General features: G+C 60.8%; 17 protein-coding genes and 2 rRNA genes (1 of these 19 running past the window's edge). 5 read left to right on the top strand and 14 right to left on the bottom strand.

Annotated elements, in window-relative coordinates:
- Positions 1 to 15 precede the first annotated feature (15 nt).
- The 8 genes from KP004_RS03525 to KP004_RS03490 all read right to left on the bottom strand — a co-directional run bounded on the left by KP004_RS03525 (position 16) and on the right by KP004_RS03490 (position 10,814).
- Positions 16 to 618, bottom strand: coding sequence for a hypothetical protein (locus KP004_RS03525; RefSeq protein ID WP_216801005.1), 603 nt, complete (start codon positions 616 to 618; stop codon positions 16 to 18).
- Positions 619 to 863: 245 nt separating this feature from the next.
- Positions 864 to 1,484, bottom strand: a complete 621-nt coding sequence (locus tag KP004_RS03520; RefSeq protein ID WP_216801004.1) for a hypothetical protein — start codon at positions 1,482 to 1,484, stop codon at positions 864 to 866.
- Positions 1,485 to 1,613: 129 nt separating this feature from the next.
- Complete coding sequence (locus KP004_RS03515; protein WP_216801003.1) at positions 1,614 to 4,697, bottom strand: OmcA/MtrC family decaheme c-type cytochrome; 3,084 nt, start codon at positions 4,695 to 4,697, stop codon at positions 1,614 to 1,616.
- Positions 4,698 to 4,788: 91 nt separating this feature from the next.
- On the bottom strand, positions 4,789 to 6,282 hold the full coding sequence (locus KP004_RS03510; protein ID WP_216801002.1) for a rhamnogalacturonan endolyase family protein: 1,494 nt from the start codon (positions 6,280 to 6,282) through the stop codon (positions 4,789 to 4,791).
- A 51-nt stretch (positions 6,283 to 6,333) separates the two neighbouring features.
- The gene (locus KP004_RS03505; RefSeq protein WP_216801001.1) at positions 6,334 to 6,981 is read right to left on the bottom strand and encodes a hypothetical protein; all 648 of its coding nucleotides are present in this window, start codon (positions 6,979 to 6,981) and stop codon (positions 6,334 to 6,336) included.
- Entirely contained in the window at positions 6,969 to 7,406 is a 438-nt protein-coding gene (locus tag KP004_RS03500) for a cytochrome C (protein ID WP_216801000.1), read from the bottom strand. The genes KP004_RS03505 and KP004_RS03500 overlap by 13 nt, the downstream gene beginning before the upstream one ends.
- Complete coding sequence (locus KP004_RS03495) at positions 7,396 to 8,730, bottom strand: hypothetical protein (RefSeq protein ID WP_216800999.1); 1,335 nt, start codon at positions 8,728 to 8,730, stop codon at positions 7,396 to 7,398. The genes KP004_RS03500 and KP004_RS03495 overlap by 11 nt, the downstream gene beginning before the upstream one ends.
- A gap of 899 nt (positions 8,731 to 9,629) precedes the next feature.
- A complete protein-coding gene (locus KP004_RS03490; protein WP_216800998.1) occupies positions 9,630 to 10,814 on the bottom strand; it encodes an MFS transporter in 1,185 nt (394 codons plus the stop codon).
- A gap of 161 nt (positions 10,815 to 10,975) precedes the next feature.
- Here KP004_RS03490 and proC point away from each other — a divergent pair, with 161 nt between their 5' ends.
- The 3 genes from proC to KP004_RS03475 are packed head-to-tail and all read left to right on the top strand — an operon-like array spanning position 10,976 to position 12,557.
- A complete protein-coding gene (gene proC / locus KP004_RS03485) occupies positions 10,976 to 11,779 on the top strand; it encodes a pyrroline-5-carboxylate reductase (RefSeq protein WP_216800997.1) in 804 nt (267 codons plus the stop codon).
- Complete coding sequence (locus tag KP004_RS03480) at positions 11,776 to 12,051, top strand: acylphosphatase (RefSeq protein WP_216800996.1); 276 nt, start codon at positions 11,776 to 11,778, stop codon at positions 12,049 to 12,051. The genes proC and KP004_RS03480 overlap by 4 nt, the downstream gene beginning before the upstream one ends.
- A 2-nt stretch (positions 12,052 to 12,053) precedes the next feature.
- Positions 12,054 to 12,557, top strand: coding sequence for a DsbC family protein (locus KP004_RS03475; RefSeq protein ID WP_216800995.1), 504 nt, complete (start codon positions 12,054 to 12,056; stop codon positions 12,555 to 12,557).
- 154 nt (positions 12,558 to 12,711) lie between these two features.
- On the opposite strand, the gene KP004_RS03470 is transcribed toward KP004_RS03475, so the two are convergent.
- On the bottom strand, positions 12,712 to 14,037 hold the full coding sequence (locus tag KP004_RS03470) for a radical SAM family protein (protein ID WP_216800994.1): 1,326 nt from the start codon (positions 14,035 to 14,037) through the stop codon (positions 12,712 to 12,714).
- A 472-nt stretch (positions 14,038 to 14,509) separates the two neighbouring features.
- Here KP004_RS03470 and KP004_RS03465 point away from each other — a divergent pair, with 472 nt between their 5' ends.
- Together KP004_RS03465 and KP004_RS03460 are read left to right on the top strand one after the other, a co-directional pair.
- Positions 14,510 to 16,186: a B12-binding domain-containing radical SAM protein gene (locus KP004_RS03465; protein ID WP_216800993.1), complete on the top strand. Its 1,677-nt coding sequence runs from the start codon at positions 14,510 to 14,512 to the stop codon at positions 16,184 to 16,186.
- Positions 16,187 to 16,296: 110 nt separating this feature from the next.
- Positions 16,297 to 16,539, top strand: a complete 243-nt coding sequence (locus tag KP004_RS03460) for a hypothetical protein (protein WP_216800992.1) — start codon at positions 16,297 to 16,299, stop codon at positions 16,537 to 16,539.
- A gap of 3 nt (positions 16,540 to 16,542) precedes the next feature.
- Here the strand turns inward: KP004_RS03460 and KP004_RS03455 are convergent, their stop codons facing one another.
- From KP004_RS03455 to KP004_RS03435, 5 genes are all read right to left on the bottom strand, one after another.
- Entirely contained in the window at positions 16,543 to 17,997 is a 1,455-nt protein-coding gene (locus tag KP004_RS03455; protein WP_216800991.1) for an aminoacyl-histidine dipeptidase, read from the bottom strand.
- Between the two features lie 112 nt (positions 17,998 to 18,109).
- Entirely contained in the window at positions 18,110 to 19,765 is a 1,656-nt protein-coding gene (locus KP004_RS03450) for a DUF3943 domain-containing protein (protein WP_216800990.1), read from the bottom strand.
- 350 nt (positions 19,766 to 20,115) lie between these two features.
- On the bottom strand, positions 20,116 to 21,807 hold the full coding sequence (locus tag KP004_RS03445; RefSeq protein WP_216800989.1) for a methyl-accepting chemotaxis protein: 1,692 nt from the start codon (positions 21,805 to 21,807) through the stop codon (positions 20,116 to 20,118).
- Positions 21,808 to 22,092: 285 nt separating this feature from the next.
- Positions 22,093 to 22,209 (bottom strand): 5S ribosomal RNA (rrf, locus tag KP004_RS03440).
- 123 nt (positions 22,210 to 22,332) lie between these two features.
- Positions 22,333 to 24,931, bottom strand: a 23S ribosomal RNA gene (locus tag KP004_RS03435); it runs 360 nt beyond the window's last position.

Genomic DNA, 24,931 nt, shown 5'->3' with positions numbered 1-24,931 from the left:
GGCGGAGCCAGTCCCCTATTTGAACCTGAAGATGAACCGGGTGCCGACCCGCTCTTCCTGGTGCTGACCGGTGGAGGACCACCCCATGACCTGGTCTTGGTCGTAGTAGAGCATGAGATCGGTGCGCGGCGTGAGATGGACCCCCACCTCGCCGGTCCAGCGCGGCGAGCGCCCGATGGTGAAGTCGTAACCGGTGCGGTAGCCCGGCTCGAGCCGACCTCCCAGTTCCGCGCCGCCGGCGAGTCCCTTGGTCGCCACGGTCACAATGGAAAACTTGGCCGCGGCAGACAGGTAGAGGCTCTCGGACAGCGACAGGCGCCAGCCGGCCTGGGCGTGCAGGCGGTGGGTCGACTGTTCGATCCCCCCGTGCAGCTCCTGCCCGATTCCCCGGTAGCCCACCCCCAGTTCCGGCTCCAGCGTCAACTGGTAGCTGGGACTGTAGCTTAGGCCTGCGTTGGTGAGGAAGCGGTCAGGGTCGAAGAATTTGGCGGTCGCCGCGTGTTCGACAGGGGTCAGGGTGTCCATCGGGCCCGACAGGGTGGGCGCGTCAAGTCCCCCGGCACCGGCAACGGCGGTGTCGCAACAGAAAAGTACTATGAACAGCAGCAGTCCCTTCATGTGCGACAGTGTAGCAAAAAAGAAGATTACTTTCTCTTAGTTTAACGGTGGGAGTTATTGCTGAAGGGACAGGCTCCGTCAGGTGCCTGTCCCTGTGGCGGAACGCTACTATCAGCGCACCCCCTTCGCAAAGCAAAGGGGGACAGGCACCTGGCGGAGCCAGTCCCCAAAAGAAAAGCCCCGGGAGATCCGGGGCCTTTTTGTCTGTGTGAGCTATTCCTTTGCCAGTGGCGAGAAGGGCAGTGTCAGAAGTAGGAAACCACTTCAAACTCCCTGCTGGCGATCTTCTCGAAGTCCTGACTGGTAAAGGCGAATTCGTGCACCAGCGCGTTGTCGAGCCGGTGGTCAAACTGCTGCAGCGGGAGCCTCAGTTCCTTGACGGCTTTCCCCGATTTGTCCGAAACGGCGGAAGCGTGATCGGTGTAGGTGATGGACACGGCGTGCACCAGATGCTTTGACGGGGCACCGGCCTCCTGTGTCTGCACCACTTTCAAGGTGGCGGACGCAGGTATGATCTTCTGCATCTTCGCGGCGAAGAAGTCGATATCACCGGAAATCTTCAGGGCGGCTTCGCAGGCCTTGCGCTGCGTGTCATCCATCTTGTTCTGCTTGATATGTACCAGCTTGTCCAGGCAGGCTTTGACCTGCTCCGGGGTCAGGTTGGCGGCCTGGTACATCTTCTTCTTGTCCCCGCTTTGCACCCCTGCCATGAAATCGGCGGCCAACTTCTGGCTGCTGGCGATTTCCTTGGCGGAGCTCTGCCCGGACTGGGCCTTCGGGGCCGTCTGGTCCGCAGGTTTTCCATTACATGCCGCCAGCGCGGCCATAAGAACAGTGATTAACGCCAGCCGAACTACATCTCTCATAGCATCTCCTGGATGGAAGTGGATAGAAAACAGCCCGGGGGAGGAGCCTCCCCCGGGTTATCATGATGCCTTTTGCTTGTCAAGATCCGTCGGGGGAAGGTTTCCCTTCCCCCGGCGGGGTACGTCAGGTTACCACCAGCGGTGTACGGCCTTGATGGTCGGTACGCGCTCGTTCAACTGGCTCGATGCGGTGCCGTGGCAGACCAGGCAGGTCTCGGCCTTGCCCAGAGCCGTGCTGCGTGCTTCGTAGATCGCGCCGCCGAACTGCTTCATGTGCGCCTGCGCCTGGGTGGTGTCATGGCAGGAGAAGCAGGCCGCGGTGATCGGCGAAACGATCAGCGTGGTCGTGGCCGGAGTCGTGGTGACGCCGGTGTTGCCGTTGTAGGAGAAACCGGAACCGTAAGCCGCTCCCGCAGTGATAAACGGCGAGATCACGCTGTCGGTCGAAAGCACGGTCTCGTTGCCGGTTACGATCGAGTAAGCCGAGGCGCTGATGGTGCCGGTCGCGACGGTGGTCGGCAGCAGGTTGGTGACGGCGCTGGCCGAAGCTGTGGCGCTGAAGTCGTAAGTACCGGAGACGTGGCACTGCTCGCAATCCTGCAGGTAGCCAGGATAGGTGGTGTTCCAGTACTTGTCGCCGGCGGTCGCTTCCCAAGAGAACTTGTTGGTGCGCTTGGCGGCGGCGTGGATGGCGTGGACGGCATCCTTGATGTTGACGCCCCAACCGGAGTTCACGCGGTTCACGTTGTGGCAGAAGACGCAGGTCGGCGCGTCGTTTCTCTGGCCGGAGTGGAAGGTCGGTGCGATGCCCAGGGCTGCATGGCAGGCGTTGCACTTCGCGTTGCTGACGATGGTGCGGCGTGCGGTGAAGCCGGTAGCGGTTTTCCAGACGTTCGGGGTCACCACCATGAGGCCGCCGACGTTGGTGTTCGCATCGTAGGCCCAGTCAGTCTTGAACTGCGACGGTACCGTCAGGCTGGTCAGGTCGGTCTGGGTGAGCGGGGTGCTGCCGGAGCCGTAGCTGTAGCCGATGCCGCCGGTCAACATCTTGGCGGAGGTCGGGATGGTCTGGTTGGTGATCACCAAGGTGTAGTAGCCGTTGGTGTCGGGCGCGCTAAGGGTTGCGTTGGTGTTGGTGCCGTTCCAGACCGCCTTGATCCAGGCGCTGGCGGTGGCGTTGAAGTCGGCCGGAGCGGTGACGCCGTCCTGGGTGACCGCATAAGCGAAGTATGCGCTCGGCGCGCCGGTGAAGCCGGTCATCATCTCGGTCACGACGCCAGCCTGGTAGGTGTTGAACACCACCGGGGTACCGTTCTTGATGAAGCGGAAGGTGATGGACGGATGACGGCTGCCGTCGAGGCCAACGCTCTTCACGTCCCAGGTAACCGCTGCTGCGCCCGGAACGGCGACGCCTGCGGCCGGGAGCCAGCCAGCGTAGGTGTGGGTGTTGGTACCGCCCAGTTCAGGAGCGGCCGGGTCCGGAGCCTGCACCGGGAGGTGAGCGTTGGAGATCTCGATGGTGGTGTTGCCGCTGGCGTGGCAGCCTTTGCAGGAGGAATCGTCGGTCTGGCCGCCCGCGTGGGAGGTCCAGGTCATGGCGTTGTGGCAGGAACCGCAGGCCTTGCGGCTCGGGTTGGACATCCACGCGTTGACGTCGGTACCTTTGTGGCAGAACCTGCAGTTCCTGATGTCCTGCGGGTAGGTCTGCTCGCCGTAGGTCACCAGACCCGCGGTGGGCACGGTCCAGGAAGAGTTGGTGTCGTTGAAGGTCTCGCCCATGTGGATGCGGTGGATGAAGGTCACGAACTCGCCTTCGCCGCTGTCGAACTGGTCGGTGTGGCACATTACGCAGAGCCTGGTGTCAACCCTGGAGCCGGTGTGGCCGGAGAGCATGTTGCCGGCGGCAAGGCCGAGCTTGTAGTGGCAGTTGTCGCAGGTGCTGGTGGCGACGATGTCGCGGGCGTAGCTGGTAAGAGCAACTGCGGTGCTCGGGGTGAAGTCGTAGAACATGTTGGTGGTGTTCGGGGTGGTGAACACGGCCTGGACTGCGTTGGTGGCCGGGTTGAGCGGGCCGGCGTAGCCGCCCGGGACCGCGACGGAGCGCACGGAGATGCCGATGCGGTGGGTAGCGGTGGCGTCGTAAGCGACGGTGGTGTTGGCGGTGATGTCGGCGCCGAAGGTGACGGTGTAGCTGCCGTCGCCGTGGTCGATGACCTTGTAACCGTCGGCGATCTTCACGCCGTTCACGTAGAGGTCGGCGGCGTCGGCGCTCGGTACGCTCGGAGCGACCGGGGTGGAGCTGCCCCTGTTGACGAAGGCCGGGATGGAGGCCAGCGGCAGGCCGTTGCTGATGTAGTTCTGCCAGTAGGAGTTGGCGCCGGTCGTCGCATTTGCCGGCACCAGTTTGGCGACGTGCAGGGCGAAGGTCCTGAGACCCTTGATGCCCTTGCCGGTGGCCTTGTTGGTGACGGTGAAGTTGACGATCGGTTTCTTACCCGGGATGAAGGCGCTGGTAACGGCGCCGGAGAGCTGGATGTTGTTCAGATCGTCGACGGTCAGGGTGGAAGCGTCGGCAGCAGGAAGCATGTTGGCATTGGTAACGGAACCCGACAGGGCAAGACCGGCGCTGGTGTAAGCGAGAACCTGGCCGCCTGCGTTGACGACCTGGGTCGCACAGTCGGTGTAGGTCTTGCCTACAGAAGCGAGGGTCTGGTTGGCATCGCCGAGCACGCCCGAGAGGCCCAGCATCGCGGAGGTCGCAGCGGTGATGTCGGTGCTCTGCTGGCTGATCACGATGCTGATCGGGTTGCTGGCGCTGATCCCGCCGGCGGTCGGAGGATTGCTCAGGTCGACCGGCACCAGGGAGCGGAAGGTACCCTGGGCCACGACGGCCTTGAATACCAGCACGGTCTTGGCGGCCGGCAGGGTGAAGGTGAGGCCGGAGAAGCTGCCGTCGCTGCCGATGGTAGCGGTACCGAGCTGGGCGCCGTCCTGGGCGTTGTAGACGAACACGTGGTTCACTGCGGTGGCCGAGGTCGATGACAGGAACGCGGTCTTGGCGGCGGCCTTGGCAACGTCGACTTTACCGCCGACGGTCACTTCGGTGCCCTTGCTGGTGAGCTTGGTGGTGGATCCCCCTCCGCTGCAGCCTGCGAGAGGCAACAGCACGCATACTACGAGTGCTACGAGGTACCTTAAGTTTCTGCCAATCATAGTTTCCTCCTGTTGTTTGTGTCCTGCTCCGAGAGTTCCTTCTCTTAATGCTGACTTCAGATTTTCCCCCTTTGTATCAATCGTTGTTCCGTTACGGACCGGTGTTCACCTGGCCGCTGACGGTCACCCCGAGGGACGGACGGTTCGGAGTCACCGATAGTGCCGTGCTGAAAGCGGAGCGGTTGCCGGCCGCATCGAACGCCTTCACGGTGTAGGAATAGGTGGTGGCCGAGGTGACGGCCGGGTCGGTGTAGCTGGTCGAGGCGACCGTAGCGAGCTTGACGCCGTCGCGGTACACCTCGTAGCCGGTCACGCCGACGTTGTCGGTGGCTGCCGTCCAGCTCAGGGCAACCGAGCTGGTGGTGCCGGTAATCGCGGTTGCTACCGCGCTCAGGCCGGTCGGTGCGGCGGGCGCCGCGAGGTCCAGCTGCGTCAGGAGATCGCCGGAGAGGGTTCCGCTTACCGTGACGTTCAGCGAAGCCTGGTTCGGTTTCACCGAAAGCGGTGCGCTGGCGGCGGCGAAGTTGCCGGCTGCGTCGAAGGCGACCACGGTGTAGGAATAGGTGACGTTGGAGGTCACCGCGGCGTCGGTGAAGCTCGTGGTGGTCGAGGTGCCGATCTTCGCGCCGTCACGGTAGATGTTGTAGCCCGCCACGGCGATGTTGTCGGTGGAGGGGTTCCAGCTCAGGACCACGGCGCTGGTGGTCGAGTCGAGCGCATAGGTGGTGGCGGTGAGGCCGGTCACCACGGAAGGCGCCGTCACGTCGCTGTAGTTCGGCTCGGCCGGCGGGTTGCTGATCTGCTGGACCAGGCTGTTGACCAGGTTGGTCAGCTCCGGTTTCGCGGTCAGGACCTCGGTGGCCGCGGTGATGAACAGCTGCTTGAAGGTGGCGTAGGCCGGGCTTGTGACGTCCGCGACGGCCTGGTTGATGATGGTGGTCACGGCGGTGGTGTCGGTGACCGCTCCGCCAGCCTGCGAGTCCACGATCATCTGGTCGATGACGGTGAGTGCCGCCACGTAGGCCGGGTTGGAAGCCGGCGGGGCCAGGATGTCGGTCACGTTGAAGAGGACGCCCACCCGTGCGTTGGCGGCAACGACCGCGCTTTGCAGCACGGAGGTGGTGATGGGCGCCGGCTTCTGGGCCAGGATCAGCGGCAGCTTCTGGAAGGCGGCCTCGGTGAGCGGGCTCACCGTGACGGAAGCGCCGGGGTTCGCATTGTCCACGACCGCGCTGAAGGAATCAGCTGCCGTGAAAGGCCTGGGCAGCCCGGTGGTCTCGCTCAGGTAGGTAGCGCCGGGCTGGCCGGTAACGGTGACCACGATCGGTCCGGTGACGGCCGGGATCCTTACGGCGTAACTGCCGTCCGCACCGGTCACTCCGGAGCCGAGCAGGCCACCGCGGGTGCCGTCGAGCGCCAACCGGTATACCGAGACCAGCCCGCCGACGATGGGCCCCTTGGTCGCGATGCCGGAGACTATCCTAGTTGCACCGCCGCCACCGCCCCCACCGCAGCCGATGAGCAACAACGGCAGGACAAGGAGCAGCAAAGCCGCAGCTATGTGTTTCTTCCAGGGGATACACATGTTATGTTCTCCTTCTGCTTTTTTCAGGTAATTGAAGGCACGATCGGGTGGTTACTCCGCCGGCGGGCCGCTGTTGTGGCACTTGGTGCAGGCGGGCCCGCTCAACCACACCCCCTGCAGCGTGGCGCCATGGCAGACGTCGTTGCGGCAGGTCGCGTAATTGAAGTGGCCGTTCACCTGGTTGGCCACGTTGGTCATCCATTGGATGTGCCCCGTGATGTCGGCTGCGGTGGTCGCGCTGACGCCCCCCCACGCGTGGATCTGGGGTGCGGCCGCGTTCCCTCCCTGGTGGCAGTTGATGCCGCAGGAAGGCGCACTGGCGCCGCCCAAAAGGTTGGTGCCGTGGCACTCGGCGACGGCGCAGGAGGTGCTGCCGTGCGCCTGGACGTAGCCCGGGTGCAGGGCGTAGGCGACCTGTCCCCACAGCACCGGGTGCACCGAGGTCGGAACCTCGACGTGGCATTGCACGCAGGAAACCTTGGCGATGCCGCCCCTGAGGTCCTGGCCGTGACACTCCGCGCAGCCGTTGATATCTTCCTCGGCGGCGTCGCTGTGACCGCTCGGGAGCCAGTTGGCCGGGTGCTTGCCCGCGGCAGGGTCGAACGTCGCCTGCGGGTTCGCGTCCCCGCACCCCGACAGGGCCAGCGCCAGCACGCCAAGAACCGCAAAAGACAGAACTTTGGTCGTTATTTGTGGCATGTCAGGCACCTCTCGTTGTTGGTACGTGCGTGGCACTTGGCGCACGACGCAGGGTTGATCTTGCCGTCGATCCTGTGCTGGCTCATGTAATCACCGCGGTGCGGCAGGGTGCGCTCGACCTGCTGCGTGTATTTCACGCTGGGCTTGAGCTCTTCCTTGTGCGCATGGCAGTCGGAGCAGAAGGATTCGGCGTGGCAGGAAGCACAGGCCATCCTGGCATTGCTGGCGAAGACGCTGTGCTTTTTGAAGAAGTCGACGGCCTGGTGATTCATGGCCGCATAGGCGTCGGTGTGGCACTCGTTACAGTTGGGCGTGCCGGTCACCGCCTCCGGGTGGATCCGCGCGCCGCTTTTGGTGTTGGCGCAGGCAACAAGAAGAAGCGCCATAAGCGGCACCATCAACATAATCAGAACTTTACTTTTCACTCTTGCCCCCCTTTTCGCCGCACTTCATGTCGAAAGCGTAGGCGACCTTCACGAGCGCTCTCCACTCCCTGTTGAAATCCGGGCTCTGGGAATACTCGATTTCCCCGCCCACATTGAGCTTTTCGGTGAACTCGTAGCCGGCGATGCCGGTGAGCGCGTAGCTGCTCTTCACGCCGTCGATGGGGCGGTCGAAGATGACGTTGTAGAAATCGACGCCGAATTCGGTGTGCCCGGTCTTCTTCAGGGCGTAGAGTCGGTAATCGTAGTAGCGGGTGCGGTCGCTGGAACCATCCATCCGGTGGCCGGAGGCCCCGAGGGACAGCGCGTCTGCCGTGGTGTAGGCCAGCTTGCCCCCGACGTAGTCCGCGGAGCCCAGGATCTCGTAACCGTAGTTCTTGTACTCCGCCGCCACGGTCAGGTTCTTCACCGGGGTCCAGGCCGCGCTGACGCCGGCCGCAGTTACCTGTTCCCTCGGGTCGAGCAGCCCGCCGTTGTTGCTGAGCGCAAATGCGGTGGTGGTCACGTTGTAGAAGTAGTCCTGGTAGTTGATCCTGGAGAAGTCGGCACTGACGGTCACGGCGTCGATCGGGGCGACGGAGAGGGTGTAGGCGTGCTCCATCCAGCCGTCGGTGATCGAGTTGTAGGAGGAACGCCCGGTCAGGTCGACCTGCTTCACCGGGTGCACCCAGAGGTCGATCCCCTCTTCCTCGCGGTCGCGCGCGTTGTCGCTTTCGTTTCTGAGGGCGCTCACGCCGATCGAGTACAGCCCCGGCTTGCCCTGGGCCACACGACCGCCGTAGATGAAGTCACCCCCCTTGTAGTTCGGGGTGGTGACCACCGGCGTGCCGACGAAGGCCGCCGCCGTGATGCCGGCCGCGAAGTCGCTGCGGGCGTAGAGGCCATCCACCCGCTCGGTGGCGACACCCTCGGTGATGAACTGGCGCCCGGCGTTGACCACCAGGTTGTTCTTGGCGCCCTGGTAGCTGAGATACCCGTACTGGATGTCGCCGTCGGTGTGGTGATCGGTGGACTTGTCAACCAGGTCGAGGCGCCCCCAGGCGCCCAGGTGGAGCGAGGTGGCGCTGCCGTCTTTCTCCGCCGCGGATACCGAGAAGCGCAGGTACTCGTACAGCGGATAGATGTCGTCCTTGTTGATGGACCTGGTCATGCGCAGGTAGGTGTTGGAGCTGCCGGTGATGGTGTAATCCGCAGCCATGACCGGCTGGGCCAGCATCACCGAAGACGCGGCCGCCAGCACCACCCACGCAATCTTCGGCAGATTGCGTTGTTCGCGTCCTGAACCTTTCTTTTGGTGGCTTATCAAGACATCCCCTCCTTTTCGTAGTGTGAATCGTTATCCAAGGAAACAGCTGCTGTGTTGACCGATACCGTGGGGCAGAGTAGGCACGGGTCAGCCCTGCTCGCCTCTTGATCATTTCTGTGTTTATGCCGGTCTTTTATTCGAAAAGAAAAACTGGGAATACTTCTAGACGTGCTTACACATCAGCCGCCATTCTATATTAAGAAGTTTTTAACTTAACAAAGAGTCTGTACGGATGTGCTCGACTGTTGGGATCTTCGCTAAAGTTACAACAGTTTTGCAGCAGTGCAAGTTGCCCCCAAAAAAATTATTTCAGTAAAAGGATTTTATTACTGCCGCTGCTGGCGGACACCCGGCGCTCACAGCATGAGTAATATTTTACAAAGTGTAGCGTTTGCGGATACAGCAGCCTGAGACAATGTTAGGATTCACTCATGCCAGGCATCTGTCAGTGACATGACGGTTGGTACAGTGGACTCCTGTTTCCGCTCGCGAAGCACCAACGAACAAACAGCACGTTACAGATCAATGCACATTCCCCTGATCTCGCACGCTGCAGGATGAACTTCTCTCACTGCAGCAGGCTGTGCTTTTTGCAGAATCCTTACCAACTGTATAAACCACTGAAGCAGCGTCGGATTCAAACTCACTGATGCAGTACTCGGCTTCCTGGAATCAAAATGTTGACAGCCAATATTAGTATTTTTGACATAACAATAACTTTTACTGCGACATACTGGAGGCTAATCGGCGGGCTGATAGGAGACTTTAGGAGAAAATCGACGTTGGCGGGCAAATCTTCCTAAGGCAGTGACAGTGCGTAGGAAAGTTGTGTGAGTATTGCTAGACAGGACAGTGACAACACCGAACGCTATGACAGAATCGGAACAACATGATGGGGTTCATGTCCTTCTCGCATCAGCGTCTGGCTGCTGCTGAGACGGCACCAGCATGAGCAGCAGAACTGCTGCTACGGCGGCGAGCGCGGCCCCGAAAAAAAAGGGCGCCACGTTTCCTTCCAGTTGCCAGATGCCGCCGAAAAGAAGGCTGGCCGGCAGGGCGCCGGCACCGACGGCGAAGTTGTACCAGCCAAAAGCGGCACCGCGCTGCGCCGGTGGCGCCATGTCCGCCAGAAACGCCTTCTCCACCCCCTCGGTGAGCCCGAAGAACAGGCCGTACACGGCAAAGAGGAGCCAGATCTGCCACTCCGTGGTCGCGACGCCGAATCCCAGGTAGGAAAGGGAATAGACACTCCAGCCCGCCACGATCACGGACCGTCTGCCGATGCGGTCCGAGAGCGCGCCGAAAGGCATGGAGGAAAGCATCTTGACCAGGTGAAAGAAGGCCCACAAAAGCGGCAACCGGTAGGAGGGGGTGCCGACGGCGCCGGCTTTGAGCAGCAAAAAGGCGTCCGAGGAGTTGCCCAGGGTGAAGAGAAACAGGACCAGCAGGTACCTCCTCAGTCGGCCCGGGGGGAGCGCGGCCAGCCGCAGTCCGGTCTTTTGCAGCGGCGTGCGCTCGGTCTCGGTCACCTTCCACATGATGAGCAGCACGGCGGCGAGGCCCGGTATTCCCGCCAGCCAGAACAGGTGGCGCAGGTCGGTGACGAAGTAGGCGAGCAGGAAGGTGGCCACAAGCGGCCCCACCAGGGCGCCGGCATGATCCATGGAGCGGTGAAAACCGTAGGCCTTGCCCCTAAGGGAAGGATCGACGGAGTCGGCTATGAGCGCGTCCCGCGGCGAGGTGCGGATCCCCTTGCCGACCCGGTCGCCGGTGCGGATCAGCAACACCGCCAGGGGCGAGGACGCGCTCCCTATCAGCGGACGCATGATCGCCGACAGGGAGTATCCCGCGAGGACGAGCCTCTTTCTGCGGCGTACCCGGTCCGACATGATCCCTGACAAAAGCTTCAACAAGGCGGCGGTGGATTCGGCAACGCCTTCGATGACGCCCAGAAAGGCAGGACCTGCACCGAGCAGGCCGGTGAGAAACAGGGGCAGCAGCGGGTAGATCATCTCGCTGGAAACGTCGGTGAAGAAGCTGACCAGCCCGAGTATGAATACGTTTCCCGTTATGCCTTTGAACATGCCGCACCTCCACGGATCAGTCTAATCCCTGTCGGGGCCCGATACAACACGCCGGCAGCAGACGCAATCATAATTAAAACAAATCAATTCTATTGACATTTGCGGACGGATTTATTACCTATCTTTGAACCAAAAACCTTTAGGAAAACGGAGGCAAAGACATGGACAAGAAAACAGGGTTCATCGGCGGCGGCAACATGGCGGAGGCGATCATCAAGGGGCTTCTGGCCGGGGGCGTGCCGGCGGCCGAACTCGCCGTGTCCGAGCCATCCGAGTCGCGCCGCAACCTTTTGGCGGAGCGCTACGGCGTGCAGGTCCTCTCCGACAACGTGGAGCTGTGCAGGATGAGCGATACCATCGTCCTCGCCGTCAAGCCCCAGGTCGCCCCGCAGGTGCTCGGCGCGCTGGGCGCAGGACTCACCGAGAAGCTCTTCATCTCCATCATGGCAGGGGTCAAAAGTGCCGCCATCGAAGGGATGCTCGGCTCCGGGGCCCGCGTGGTCCGCGTCATGCCCAACACACCCGCCCTGGTTCTGCAGGGGGCTTCCGCCATCTCCCGCGGCTACAACGCCACCGAGGACGACCTCGTCCTCACCCGCAGGATCTTCGACCTGGTCGGCACCACCTGCGTGGTCGACGAAAAGCTGCTCGACGCCGTCACCGGCGTTTCCGGCAGCGGCCCGGCCTATGTGCTCACCTTCATCGAGGCGCTGAGCGACGCAGGCGTGAAGCACGGCCTCACCCGGGACGTCGCCACCGCGCTGGCCGCCCAGACCGTGTACGGCACCGCGAAGCTGCTCCTGGAGAGCCACGAGCACCCGGCGGTCCTGAAAAGCAACGTCGCCTCGCCGGGGGGAACCACCATCGCCGCCATGCACTCGCTGGATCGCGACGGTTTCCGCGCCGCCACCATCAACGCCGTCGACGTCTGTGTGGCCCGGTCCAAGGAACTGGGGGAGAAATGAAAATAAGGGCGAGCCTGATCGTGCGCGGGAGGGTCCAGGGGGTGGCTTTTCGTCACCACACCGCCCGCACCGCGCAACAACTCGGGGTGAGCGGTTGGGTCCGCAACCTCGCCGACGGCGCCGTCGAGGCCTGTTTCGAAGGCGAGGAAGCCGACGTGTTGGCGATGGTGCAGTGGTGCCGCAGGGGGCCGGAGTTGGCCAGGGTGGATGAGCTGATTGAGAAACTGGCCGAGTACACCGGTGAGTTTACCGGTTTCGAGGTGAGGGGATAGTGATGCGTAAAGCAGACAGTTGTTTTTTCAGGCGCCTGGGCCTTTGGCTCATAGCACCGTTACTTCTGATGGTTCTTGTCTCGGCAGCCTCCGCCAAAGACCTCGATCTCAGCAAGGCGGTTAAAGTAGGGAACGGCAAGATCATGGTGATAGAGTTCACCGATCCGGAGTGCCCCTTCTGCAGGAAAGCGGAGGCGTATTTCCAAAAGCGCAGTGACGTCACCCGCTATATCTTCTTTCTCCCCCTGAAAAGCCACCCCGCCTCCAAGGGTAAGGTGCAGTACATCCTGTCTGCGAAAGACAAAGAGAAAGCCTACCTGGAGGTGGCGGCGGGCACGGCTGACAGGTGGAAACTGTCGGAGATCACCCCCGAGGGGATCGCGCTGCAACAGGAGCACGAACAGATAGCCAGGGAGCACGGCATGAACGCGACCCCCATTTTCATGGTCTACGGCAGCGTCGTGCGAGGCTTCGACTTGAACAAGCTGTTGCCGCTGTTGAAGTAACAGAGGAGGACCCGTTAGCCTTAACTGTGATGTAGAAAAACGAGGAGCCGCCAGTGGTACATGGCGGCTCCTCATAGTAACAAAGCGACTGTTTTGGTTTTCGTCGTCAATTGTCAATTGTCAACTGTCAACTGTCAACTGTCAGTCCTTGCCGTTATTTAATCGGCCATCCCTTCTCGAATCCGTCGGGAAAGAAGCGCTCCTTGGTGCGGTTGAAGTAGCCATACTGGATCTTCGGGAACGCCTTCTTCACCTCCTGCAGCATCCGGTACATGCCGACGCCGCGCTTTTGCACGCCCATCCTCTCGTTGTAGAAGGCGGGATCGATGGAGAGGTTGCGCATCTGCAGCATGTCCACCCCGGTCTTCTCGATGAACTTCAAAAGCGCCTCCAGTTCGGAAGGGCTGTCGGTGACGCCCGGAGAGACGAGGTAGTTGATCATGGTGAAGAGCCCCTTCTGCTTCGCCGCCTGGACCGACTCGACCACGTCGGCGAAACGGTACCCCTTGGGGCGGTAGTAGCTGTTGTAGAACCCCTCCTGCACCGAATTCATGGAGAAACGCATGGAGTCCATGCCGGCATCGCAGAGCATGCGGACCCGGTCAGGCATGGAACCGTTGGAGTTGAAGTTGACCGTGCCGCGCGAGGTCCCGGCCTTGAGCCTCCTGGTCGCCTCCGCGATGGTGTCCGCCTGCATGATCGGGTCCCCCTCGCACCCCTGGCCGTAGGAGACGATCGGCTCCGGCGCCTGCCTAAGGTGCGGCAGCATCAGCTCCACGATCTCCTCCGGTGTCGGGACGAACGGGATGCGCTCGTGGTTGGACGGGCAGCAGTCGGAAGGCTGGAGGCTGATGCACCCCAGGCAGCGCGAGTTGCAGACCGGCGAAGTCGGGATGGGAGCTTCCCACCTGCGAAAGAAGAGGTTCTTGGCCGCGAAACAGTGGTAGTCGACGGCGCAGCGCGACAGCTGTTCGATGAGCCGGTTCTTGGGGAACTCGGCCAGCATCTTGCGCACCAGCGGATCGAGCTTCCTGTCGTCGTAGTTCTTGGGGAGCCAGTTCTCGTTGTCGTCGACGCGGGTCGCCGCCACCACGAAGCACTCCCGCTCCTCGTCCCACCCTACGGCGGTGTAAGACCAAAGCGGGAGATGCACCTTCTTCTTGCTGTAGTCGCAGGCCGGGAGCAGGGTGCGCATGTACCCCGGGGCCATGAAGGCGGAAACGGCCTGGATCTTCATGCTGCGCCGTCCCTCCCTGACTTGGCTCAGGGTCACGAAGCTCCCCTGGTCCTCGTCCCAGGCGATGGGAGGCGTGTCGGGTATGGTGAACAGGCGGCTGTCGTCCGGCAGCGGGATCAGCTCGACCGACTCCGGCAAAACAGCCTCGTCGGCGCTCATCCCCGCCATGGTGAGGTAGGGGTGGTCGTAGATGTTGCCCTGGCTGTCGGCGTAGAGTAGTTTCGGCAGTTTCTTGCTTTTCATGTTTATCCTTTGAAACCGTTGGCCACGGAGAAAATCTGAGAACATCGGAGCTCACACGAAACTTAAACCGATGAGCAACTATCTATCAGCTACCTACCTTCAGCTCCCCCCCCTTTTGCAAAGGGGGGCGGGGGGGATTTGCCTCTTCTCAACCAAAAGCAAATCCCCCTGAATCCCCCTTTGCCAAAGGGGGACCTTTACCGGCGGAAGCTCGTCACTGATCCGCAAGCGTAAAGGCTTCGTTCAAGCTAGAAAGTCTTTGCCCTGGTCTTTAACCCTGCTTTCGCAGCGCTCAGATTTTCTCAGATCTTCTCCGTGGCCAACAGTGTTGGGTTTTGTTTTTGCAGCCGCTTACAGTAACAAAAAACCGTGGCGCGGGCAAGGGATGCGTCCCATGCCGCTCTGGGGGCCGCTGAACTCCCGGCACCATTTTTCTGGCAACGCCTCCTCTAATCGGCTACAATCCCCGCCCATGAAGATCCTGCTCGCCACCCTGCACGCCAAGTACGTCCACGCCTCCCTGGCCCTCCCCTATCTCGCCTCGACTGCCGCGAATCTGCCGGGCCTTGAGTGCGGCATCCTGGAGCTGACCATCAACGAACAACCGGACCAGTTGCTGGCAAAGCTCTACGCCGAGCGGGCGGATGTGGTGATGTTCTCTTGCTACATCTGGAACACCGAACTGACACTGAAGCTGGCCTCGGATCTGAAGCAGCTGGCCCCGGATACCTTCATCGTCCTGGGCGGCCCGGAGGTTTCCTTCGGCTCCTTCGACATGATGGTGCGCAACGGCGCCATCGACTGCATCGTGCGCGGCGAAGGGGAGCAAAGCTGCCGGGAACTGCTCCAGGCCCTGGCCGAAGAGGTGCCGCTGGACGACATTGCCGGGATCACCTATCGCCAGGGCGAAGAGGTCATCGCCAATCCCGAGCGTGCGGCGCTGGCCGAGCTGGACCGTATCCCCTCGCCCTTTGCTGTCGGGCTCGTCGACCTGAAAAAGCCGCTGGTGTACTACGAGACCTCGCGCGGCTGCCCATTCTCCTGCGCCTTTTGCATGTCCTCCATCGAAAGCGGCGTCCGCTCCTTTTCCATGGAGAGGATCAAGGCGGATCTCCGGCTGCTCATGGAGGCCGGGGTGCAGACCGTGAAACTCGCCGACCGCACCTTCAACTACGACGCGAAGCGGGCCGACGAGATCTGGCGTTTCATCCTGGAGCACAACCGCGGCAGCAAGTTTCATTTCGAAATAGCGGCGGAGCTTTTGACCGAGGAGAACCTGGCCCTGCTCACCCAGGTGCCGGCGGGGATCTTCCGTTTCGAGATAGGGGTTCAGTCGGGGGGAGAGGAGACGCTGGCCAAGGTGGAGCGGAAATCGAGCCTGGCAAAGCTGTACGAAAAGGTGCGGCGGCTGCAGTCGACGACCGGGATCACCGTGCACCTCGACCTGGTGGCGGGGCTGCCGGGGGAATCGCTGCAAGGTTTTCTCGCCTCGGTGCAGGGACTCTTCGCGCTCGAGGCGGACCACATCCAGGTCGAGCCGTTGAAGGTCCTGAAGGGAACGGCAATGCGGGGCATCGCGCGCAAGGACGGGTATGCCTATTCCGAGACGGCGCCTTACAAGATCCTGCGCACCCCGTGGCTCAGCTTCGACGAGATCCGGCGCATCGAAGGCATCAGCCGGCTCTTGGACCTGGTCTACAACAGCGGCAGGTTCAGGGCAACGCTGCAGGTCTTCGCTGCGGAACGCCCCCTGGCCCAGCTCTTCGACGAGGCGGCCCGGTTCTTCGACTCCGCCGGGCTCTTCGCCAACAACCTCTCCCTCGCCTCGCTCTTCGATGCCCTGTGGCGCTTCGGTGCCGGGTGGAGCGACGAGGCGGCACGAGAGCGGCTGCGCGACGCGCTCTGCTTCGACTTCTGCCTGGTCGGCTACCCGGGGGGCAACCTCCCCGGGTTCTTTGCCCGTACGGAGGAGCAGGTCGAACCCTGCGCCCCACCGCGCCTGGAGGCCAAACCCGGCGAACGCGTCCGCTATTACCGCCGCAGCTTCGCCAGGGATTACCGCTCTATCCCCTGGCGCGAAGAGCCCGCCGTGCTCACCTTCGTCTACCGCTCCGCCCCGGGTGCGGGACTCCAGGTGCAGATCCTGTAGTTCCGCCCATGAGGCGTCCCGCCGCACTCCTTGCCCTTGCAGTATCGGCGCAGCAGGCGATACTTGACGCTTAGCATTTTCCAATCAAACGATGCCGCAGCGGAGAGACCATGGAATACTTCACGGTTTGCTGCCAGCGCAGGGGAAGCGTCTCACTGGATGGGGATTACCAGGGTGAAAACAAGGACGGCGACACCCCACGGGTGTTTCGGTGCCACGCGGGCCTGCACGACATCTCCCTGCAGTGCCGCGTGGGGCACAAATGCAAGGAGATGACCCAGCGGGTCACCATCTGCGGCACCAACGCCATCGTTCCACTGGTGGTCCGCTTCTTCTGCGACCTACAGGAGTAGCGGCTACTCAGCGGCCTTCAGGATCTCCAGCACGAATCTCCAGTACCTGCCCACGCTCTCGATGTAGACCCTCTCGTCAGGCGAGTGCACCTTCTCCATGTTCGGCCCGAAGGAGACCATATCCATGCCGGGTATGCGCTCTCCGATGATGCCGCATTCAAGCCCCGCATGGATCGCCTTCACCTCCGGCTCCTTCCGGTACAGATCCCGGTAGCACCTTTGCGCCAGCTTCAATACCGGCGAATCGACGTTGGGCTGCCACCCCGGGTACCCCTCGCTCACCTCGACCACGGCGCCACCTAACTCCATGATGGACCGGACCGTCTCCACCACCTCGGTCAACCGGGACGCGCTGGAACTGCGCTGGCTGGTGATGAGCACCAATTCGTCCCGCTCCGTGCCGATAACCGACACGTTGGTGGAGGTCTCGACCAGCCCGGCAATATCGGCGCTCATGCGCTGCACCCCGCTGGGGAGGGCGGCGATGGTCTTCAGCACCAGCCGCTGCAGTTGCGGCTCCATCACCGTTGCCGGCCCGGCCTCCGCGCGCTCCAGGGTCAGCTGGACTCCCGGATCGACCGTCGGCAGCTCCGCGGCAAAGGTCGCCGCGAGCTCGGCGACCAGCGCCTGGGCGTTCGCCGCCTGCTCCGGCGCCAGGTAGATGATGGCGCCGCACTCCCTCGGGATGGCGTTTCTCATGTTGCCGCCGTCGATGGCCGCGAGCCTCGCCCCCTGCCCGGACAGCGCCACGAGCGCCCTGTTCAGCAGCTTGATGGCGTTACCCAGCCCCTTGTCGATCTCGAGGCCGGAGTGCCCCCCTTTGAGCCCCTTCACGGTGAGGCGAAACGGCAGGGAACCGGCCGGTGCCGCGTCGCGGGCCAAGGCCCACCTCGCCACGGTATCCCTGCCGCCGGCGCAGCCGATGTACAAAGCCCCCTCCTCCTCCGAGTCGAGGTTCAACAGGATCCTGCTTTGCACCAGCTCGGGGCTCAGGTTCTTCGCCCCGCGCAGCCCGGTTTCCTCCTCGACCGTGAAGAGCAGCTCCAGAGGGCCATGTTCGACGCTTCGGTCCTCCATGACGGCAAGCGAGGTGGCCACGCCGATGCCGTTGTCGGCGCCGAGGGTGGTCCCGTTGGCCGTCAGCACCTCCCCCTGGCGCACCAGTTCGATGGGGTCCTTGAGAAAATCGTGCACCTTGTCCGCATTCTTCTCGCAGACCATGTCCAGGTGCGATTGCAGACAGATGCTGCGCACCCGCTCCTTCCCCGGGGTGGCCGGGAGCTTCACCACGATGTTGCCGCAGTCGTCCTTGGCCCGCTCCAGTCCCAGTTGCCCGGCGCGCTCCAGGATGTACTCCCCGATCCGTTCCTCGCGCCCGGAGGGGCGGGGAATCCCCGCGATTGCGGCGAAGCAGTTCCAGAAAATCTGCGGTTCCAAGCCACGGATAGCGTCAGTCATGTCGTCTCCCGAATAAAGAATTCCCCTGCAATGTCTCTGTACTTGCAGGGGATGAAGTTGGTCTTGGCAGGCTGCTTCTGATAGGCGGCATCGGGCTTCGTGAGCGCAGCAATCAACGATCGCCAGGTTCTCGCCACTCTACCGCACCGAACGCCCTGTCACTGATAAAGGTATAGACGAGACTTATTGTTCCTTCCGCCCGGTACTTTGTGGGAATATTAGCATAGTTCGTGTTGCGTATCGACTCCGAATATTGCAGCCCTATCGCATGGCTGCCGTGGATCCTTATGGTCAAGCCGCCATGTCCGTTGAAGACACTCTCTGATCCGTCATGATCCGGCCCCAGGCTGCTTACATAGTAATAGCGACCAGTCAGCTCCACCATTGCCCTGTCGCCAAAGAGGAAGTTAGTCGCCAACAGTACCTGCGGCGTCGCGCCGTAATGGTAGCCCCGCTCCTCTACGACATCAGATTCCAGGCCGGTCGCGCCGAATCCCACCCCCCCGAGTAACGATCCCTGCAATGCCACGCCGGGGCCGATCCAGTACTGCCCCGTGGTCCCAACGGACAGCGCCGTACTCGATACCCTGAACAGGTAGGGAGAGATGTAGTCGTAGCTGCCGTAGAGCCCCCAGATGCCGCGATAATCCCTGCCCACCTCGTATGTTGTCCCCTTCAACAGTCCCCTGACGGTAAGGGTGTCCACCAGGTTGTGTTGCCGTGCCCTCGTAGAGATCTCGAAGTTGAAGTAGTCCAGGGGCCGCCTGTAGCCGTACCCCGGCTTTCCCGGAAGCCCGTAGGCCATGGAGAACTCGATGACGCCGATGCTTTCCTTGCTGGGCTCCTTGACAGGCGCGCTCAGGTTCTTGGAGTGGACATCGAGGCTGAAGCCACCACGGCACAACCATAGCGTCGCCGGGCTGTGATTGGGGAAGACGGTATCGAAGCGCTTGCCGAACAGCAGGCGATTTACTGCCGTTGGCGGCGATATTGCCGCTGCTGCCAGACGGTGCCCTAGAGGAGGGTTGCTCCCCCTTCCCCCCTCTTCCAGGACCAGGTCCGCCATCCGGAACAGCGCCTCGCCCAGCAGGGCTCCCGCATTGCCGGTCGTGATGAGGTCGTTGCTCGACGGACGGGAATTCTCCCCCCCCATTTCCCACAAAAAGCTTCCGACGTTGCTGTAGGCCAGCGACTGCCAGAAGTTCAGCCCGGCCGAGCGGGCCAGCCCGTACATGGTGGCCCCCTCGTAGGGGTGCCCGAACTGGTTCACCTTGAAGGTGTCCTGGTCGAAGGTCCAGTCCTGATGGGACAACTGGTGCCAGAAGGTGGAGGGGTTGGTGGCATAGGTTCTCTTCCCCTCCGGGGTCATTTTGTCATGCAAAGCCACCCTGTCGAAGGCATTGAGAAGGACGATGAAGGCGGGAATTTCCAGCGCCGGGATGAGGTAGCTTTTACCCTCGCCCGTCTCCCAGGAAAGGTTCCGCTGCGGTGCTTCATCCGTGTAAAGCAGGGGGACGGTGTCGGCCTGGGCAACGTTATAGCCGGACCGGCTGCGGAGGATTTTCCAGTTGTTAAGGGAGACGTCATCCAGCGTGACCAGCCGGTTCAACCGTTGCGGGGCAGGCTCCGTCGGGGCTGCCCCCGCACCGGGGAGAACCTCGGCTACACTCCCGGTCGTAGCAAACACCGAGTCCGGCCCTGCCAGAACCAGGTGCGCCACGACCGCAGCGAGCAGCAGGATAGGAGCAGATGTCGATAAGCTTCTCATACCGCCTCCCGTGACTTCGTGGGCCAAAGCGCCACCCCGGGTTCTGTGGGTGCGCGGCCGGCAGCAGACGACGGCAAAACGTCGGCAAAATTAACAAACTATAATCTAGCGGACCTGTTTTTTATGTCAAGGCAGGAGAGAGAGAGAGGGTGCGCGGCAGAAGGGACAGGCTCCGTCAGGTGCCTGTCCCTTTAGCGGGACGCTCCTTTCGGCTCAGCCTACTTCCCAGAGCACTAAGAACACCAAGGGGACAGGCACCTGGCGGAGTCAGTCCCCCATCATCTTTCGCATAAAAAAAGCCCCGTCCGGAGCAACCGGCGGGGCTGAATTTTTTAGCGCGGGGAATCTAGCTAGAGCTTGCGAAAGGATTCCATCTCCCGGTGCATGGCAACGATGAGTCCGTTGATGGTCTCGATCTCCCAGAGCATCTGTTTGGCCTCCTGGGCGGTCCCCTGGATCAGGCGATCGACCTCGGCCACGTCTTTGCGCAGCACGTCCCCGATGTCGATCTGTTCCATGCACGTTTCCTTCAGTCGCTTCACCTTGTCGTTGTCGTCCTGCACGCTCTGCATGTAAAGGCGGTTGCCGCGGACCTGCTCATCGGTGGAACTGGTTATCTTACCCGAGAGGGCGCGCATGCGCTCCAGGCTGCGGACGATGAGCTGGGCTCCCGTTTCCTCCTCCTGGATGGCACGGCTGAACTGTTTCACCCGGCTCAGGTTTTTCTCGGCTTCCTCGGTAATCAGCTTGCTGCCCGAGGCCTGCTCGTCGGTGGCTGCGGCGATCTGCTGCACCATGCGTGATGCCTCAGCGGCGCTGTCTTCTATCCTGTGCAGCGCCTCGTCGGCCTTCTCCGACACCATGACCCCTTCGGCAACTTTGTCCTTACCCAGGCGGGCAGCGTTCTCGGCAGCGGCGGTCTCTTTCTGGATGTTCGCGACCAGTTCCTCGATCTCTTCCGTGGAAGCGGATGTTCTCTTGGCGAGCGCGCGGACCTCTTCGGCCACCACGGCGAAGGCCTTGCCCCGCTCACCTGCCTGGGCGGCGATGATGGAGGCATTGAGAGAGAGGAGGTTCGTCTGGGCAACCACCTCCTTGATGACATCGAGGAATTCGCCGACACGCAAAGAGTGCTGCGACAGGCGGTTGATCGCGTCAACGGAGCGGTCGCTGTGCTCCTCTATGGCGGTCATGGCGGCTATGGTCGCGGCCATGGCCTCCATTCCTTCGACAGCCTCCACGCGGACCCGTTCCGAGCAGTCGGAGGAGCGGCGGGCATTGTCACGTATCTCTCCGATGGAGTTGCCGATGGCAAGGATGGAGTTGTAGGTCTGTTCCGTGGAGGTGGTCAGGGCATCGATGTTTGATGCCGTTCCCTTGATGCTGACGGCCATTTCCTCGATGGAAGCAGAGGTTTCCATCACCGATGCGGAATACTCCTGGATGCTCAGGGCGATGGCGTCGGTGGCGGCGCTCATTTCCGTTGAGATGGAGGCACGCTGGTCGGTGCGCGCGGCGATGTCCTCGATCTCCTTCAGCAGATCCCGGAAGAAGGCGTTCATGTCGTCTACCGCCCCGATGGTTTCCTGCTCCCTGGCAGCCTGTTTTTCGTGGTTGTGCACCGTCTTGCTGAAGTCGGCAGTGAGGCGGCCGTGCCGGGTGGTTATGTCTGCGGCAAGTTTGGAAACGTTTTCCACCATCACCAGGACCCGATTCATAAGGGCCTCGTTGCACTCCATCAGCTGCTGCAGTTCGTCGCCGGTGCCGGACTGTGACAGAGTGGACGTTTCACCCGTGATCCGCCCCAGGATTTTTAGTTGCTGTTCGATGTAAAGCCTGAGGGCTTCCTTGATGATGTGGTAGCAGAAGGTGCCGACAATGAATCCAGCCGCCAGGCAGCCCAGAGCATAGAGGGGAGCGAAGGCCTTGGCTCCGAAGAAGAGCCAGGAATAGAAGGGGAAAACGACCCCCATGAGAAGGCCGAAACAGACCATGAATATGTATGTGCTGCGCAATGAAGAGAGATATTTCTTAAAAAACATAGTTGCCCCGATCGCATTCAAATATGCCAATTACTACATTAAAAAGAGCATAGTGTCAATCCAATAGGTATATCACCCCAACAGGAGCGGATCTATGACAGTTGACCAGAGATGCTGTGAGTATCTGGGCGCGACCTGCGTCTCGTTTGAACAAGTGGAGGAAGGGGGTCGGGAGGAATTGAGCCGACGGATTTTGCCGTTGATCCAGACGCGACAGGGAAGAACCGCTGCCTGCGAACGCGAAAAAGCCCCGTCTGGAATCAGACGGGGCTTTCTCTATTAAATTCCCTGCGGCGACCTACTCTCCCACATCGTTTCCAATGCAGTACCATCGGCCCTGAGAGGCTTAACTTCCGTGTTCGGGATGGGAACGGGTGTGACCCTCTCGGCATAGCCACAGAGAAACTCGTAGCTTGGGCTTTCGCCCGCGCAATATGTTTCTCACAATCGCATTTCGTGTCTGTAGGATTTTTGGCAGTATATGATCGGGGGGTGGAGGACCACCCCCCTCTCTAAGAATTTTTTATGGTCAAGCCTCACGGCCGATTAGTACCGGTAAGCTGAACGCATTACTGCGCTTACACACCCGGCCTATCAACGTTGTGGTCTACAACGGGCCTTCAGGGGATTGCTCCCGGGGATACCTAATCTTGAAGGAGGCTTCCCGCTTAGATGCTTTCAGCGGTTATCCTTTCCGTACATAGCTACCCAGCGACTGCTCCTGGCGGAACAACTGGAACACCAGAGGTACGTTCAACCCGGTCCTCTCGTACTAAGGTCAACTCTTCTCAAGTATCCTACGCCCACGGTAGATAGGGACCAAACTGTCTCACGACGTTTTAAACCCAGCTCGCGTACCGCTTTAATTGGCGAACAGCCAAACCCTTGGGACCTACTTCAGCCCCAGGATGCGATGAGCCGACATCGAGGTGCCAAACCTCCCCGTCGATGTGAACTCTTGGGGGAGATCAGCCTGTTATCCCCGGCGTACCTTTTATCCGTTGAGCGACGGCCCTTCCATACAGAACCGCCGGATCACTAAGACCTACTTTCGTACCTGCTCGACTTGTTGGTCTCGCAGTCAAGCTCCCTTATGCCTTTACACTCTACGGCTGGTTTCCAATCAGCCTGAGGGAACCTTCGCGCGCCTCCGTTACTCTTTGGGAGGCGACCGCCCCAGTCAAACTACCCATCAGACAGTGTCCCCGATCCGGATGACGGACCTGGGTTAGACATCCAAACAAACCAGGGTGGTATTTCAAGGATGGCTCCACCGAGACTGGCGTCCCAGCTTCAAAGCCTCCCACCTATCCTACACAAGCTTATTCGAATGTCACTGTCAAACTGTAGTAAAGGTGCACGGGGTCTTTCCGTCTTACCGCGGGTACTCGGCATCTTCACCGAGAATTCAATTTCGCTGAGCCACTGGTTGAGACAGCGCGGAAATCGTTACGCCATTCGTGCAGGTCGGAACTTACCCGACAAGGAATTTCGCTACCTTAGGACCGTTATAGTTACGGCCGCCGTTTACCGGGGCTTCGGTTCAAAGCTTCACCTTGCGGCTAACAAATCCCCTTAACCTTCCGGCACCGGGCAGGCGTCAGACCCTATACGTCGTCTTGCGACTTTGCAGAGTCCTATGTTTTTAGTAAACAGTCGCTACCGCCATTTCTCTGCGACCCTCTTCAGCTGTGCGAGCGAATCGCCTTCACCAAAAAGGGCATACCTTCTCCCGAAGTTACGGTATCATTTTGCCGAGTTCCTTAACCAGTGTTCTCTCAAGCACCTTAGGACATTTATCCTCACCCACCTGAGTCGGTTTACGGTACGGTCACCTGCTGTCTGAAGCTTAGAGGCTTTTCTTGGAAGCATGGGATCGACGACTTTGCGGGGATACCCCCTCGTCATCAGTTCTCAGCGTTGAATGGAAGAAGGGATTTGCCTCCTCTTCCCGCCTACAACCTTAAACCTGGACAACCAGCGCCAGGATCGTCTACCCTTCTCCGTCCCCCCATCGCAACAACAGGTGGTACAGGAATATTAACCTGTTTCCCATCAACTACGCCTTTCGGCCTCGCCTTAGGGACCGACTAACCCTACGCAGATTACCTTTACGTAGGAAACCTTGGGTTTTCGGTGACAAGGTTTCTCACCTTGTTTTTCGCTACTCATGTCAGCATAATCTCTTGTGATACCTCCAGCCGTCCTCACGGTCGACCTTCGCAGGCTTACACAATGCTCCCCTACCACTTGATCCTTAAGGATCAAATCCGCAGCTTCGGTACTATGCTTAGCCCCGTTACATTTTCCGCGCAGACCCACTCGACCAGTGAGCTATTACGCTTTCTTTAAAGGGTGGCTGCTTCTAAGCCAACCTCCTGGTTGTCTGGGCATTTCCACATCGTTTTCCACTTAGCATAGATTTTGGGACCTTAGCTGGCGGTCTGGGCTCTTTCCCTTTTGACTACGGATCTTATCACCCGCAGTCTGACTCCCACAATAACAGTTAGCGGTATTCGGAGTTTGGTTAGGTTTGGTAACCTGGTGAGGCCCCTAGCCCATCCAGTGCTCTACCCCCGCTACTTACTTTGTGAGGCTATACCTAAATATATTTCGGGGAGAACCAGCTATCTCCGAGTTTGATTAGCCTTTCACTCCTATCCACACCTCATCCCCTGGCTTTTCAACGCCAGTGGGTTCGGGCCTCCACGAAGTGTTACCTTCCTTTCACCCTGGACATGGATAGATCACCCGGTTTCGGGTCTACCCCCAGCAACTAATTCGCCCTATTAAGACTCGCTTTCGCTGCGGCTCCGTTCTATGAACTTAACCTCGCTGCTGAGGGTAACTCGCTGACTCATTATGCAAAAGGCACGCGGTCACACTGGATTGCTCCATAGTGCTCCCACTGCTTGTAGGCATACGGTTTCAGGTTCTATTTCACCCTCCTCATTGGAGTACTTTTCACCTTTCCCTCACGGTACTGGTTCACTATCGGTCAGAGAGTAGTATTTAGCCTTGGGAGATGGTCCTCCCGGATTCCCACGAGGTTTCACGTGCCTCGCAGTACTCGGGGACACCCTAGGGTGAGTCATGGTTTCGGATAAGGGGCTATCACCCACTA

The sequence above is a fragment of the Geomonas oryzisoli genome, assembly GCF_018986915.1.
In the GTDB taxonomy this organism is placed as follows: Bacteria; Desulfobacterota; Desulfuromonadia; order Geobacterales; family Geobacteraceae; genus Geomonas; species Geomonas oryzisoli.
Note: the sequence above shows the minus strand (reverse complement) of the source record. Positions and strands in the feature narration are given on the sequence as shown.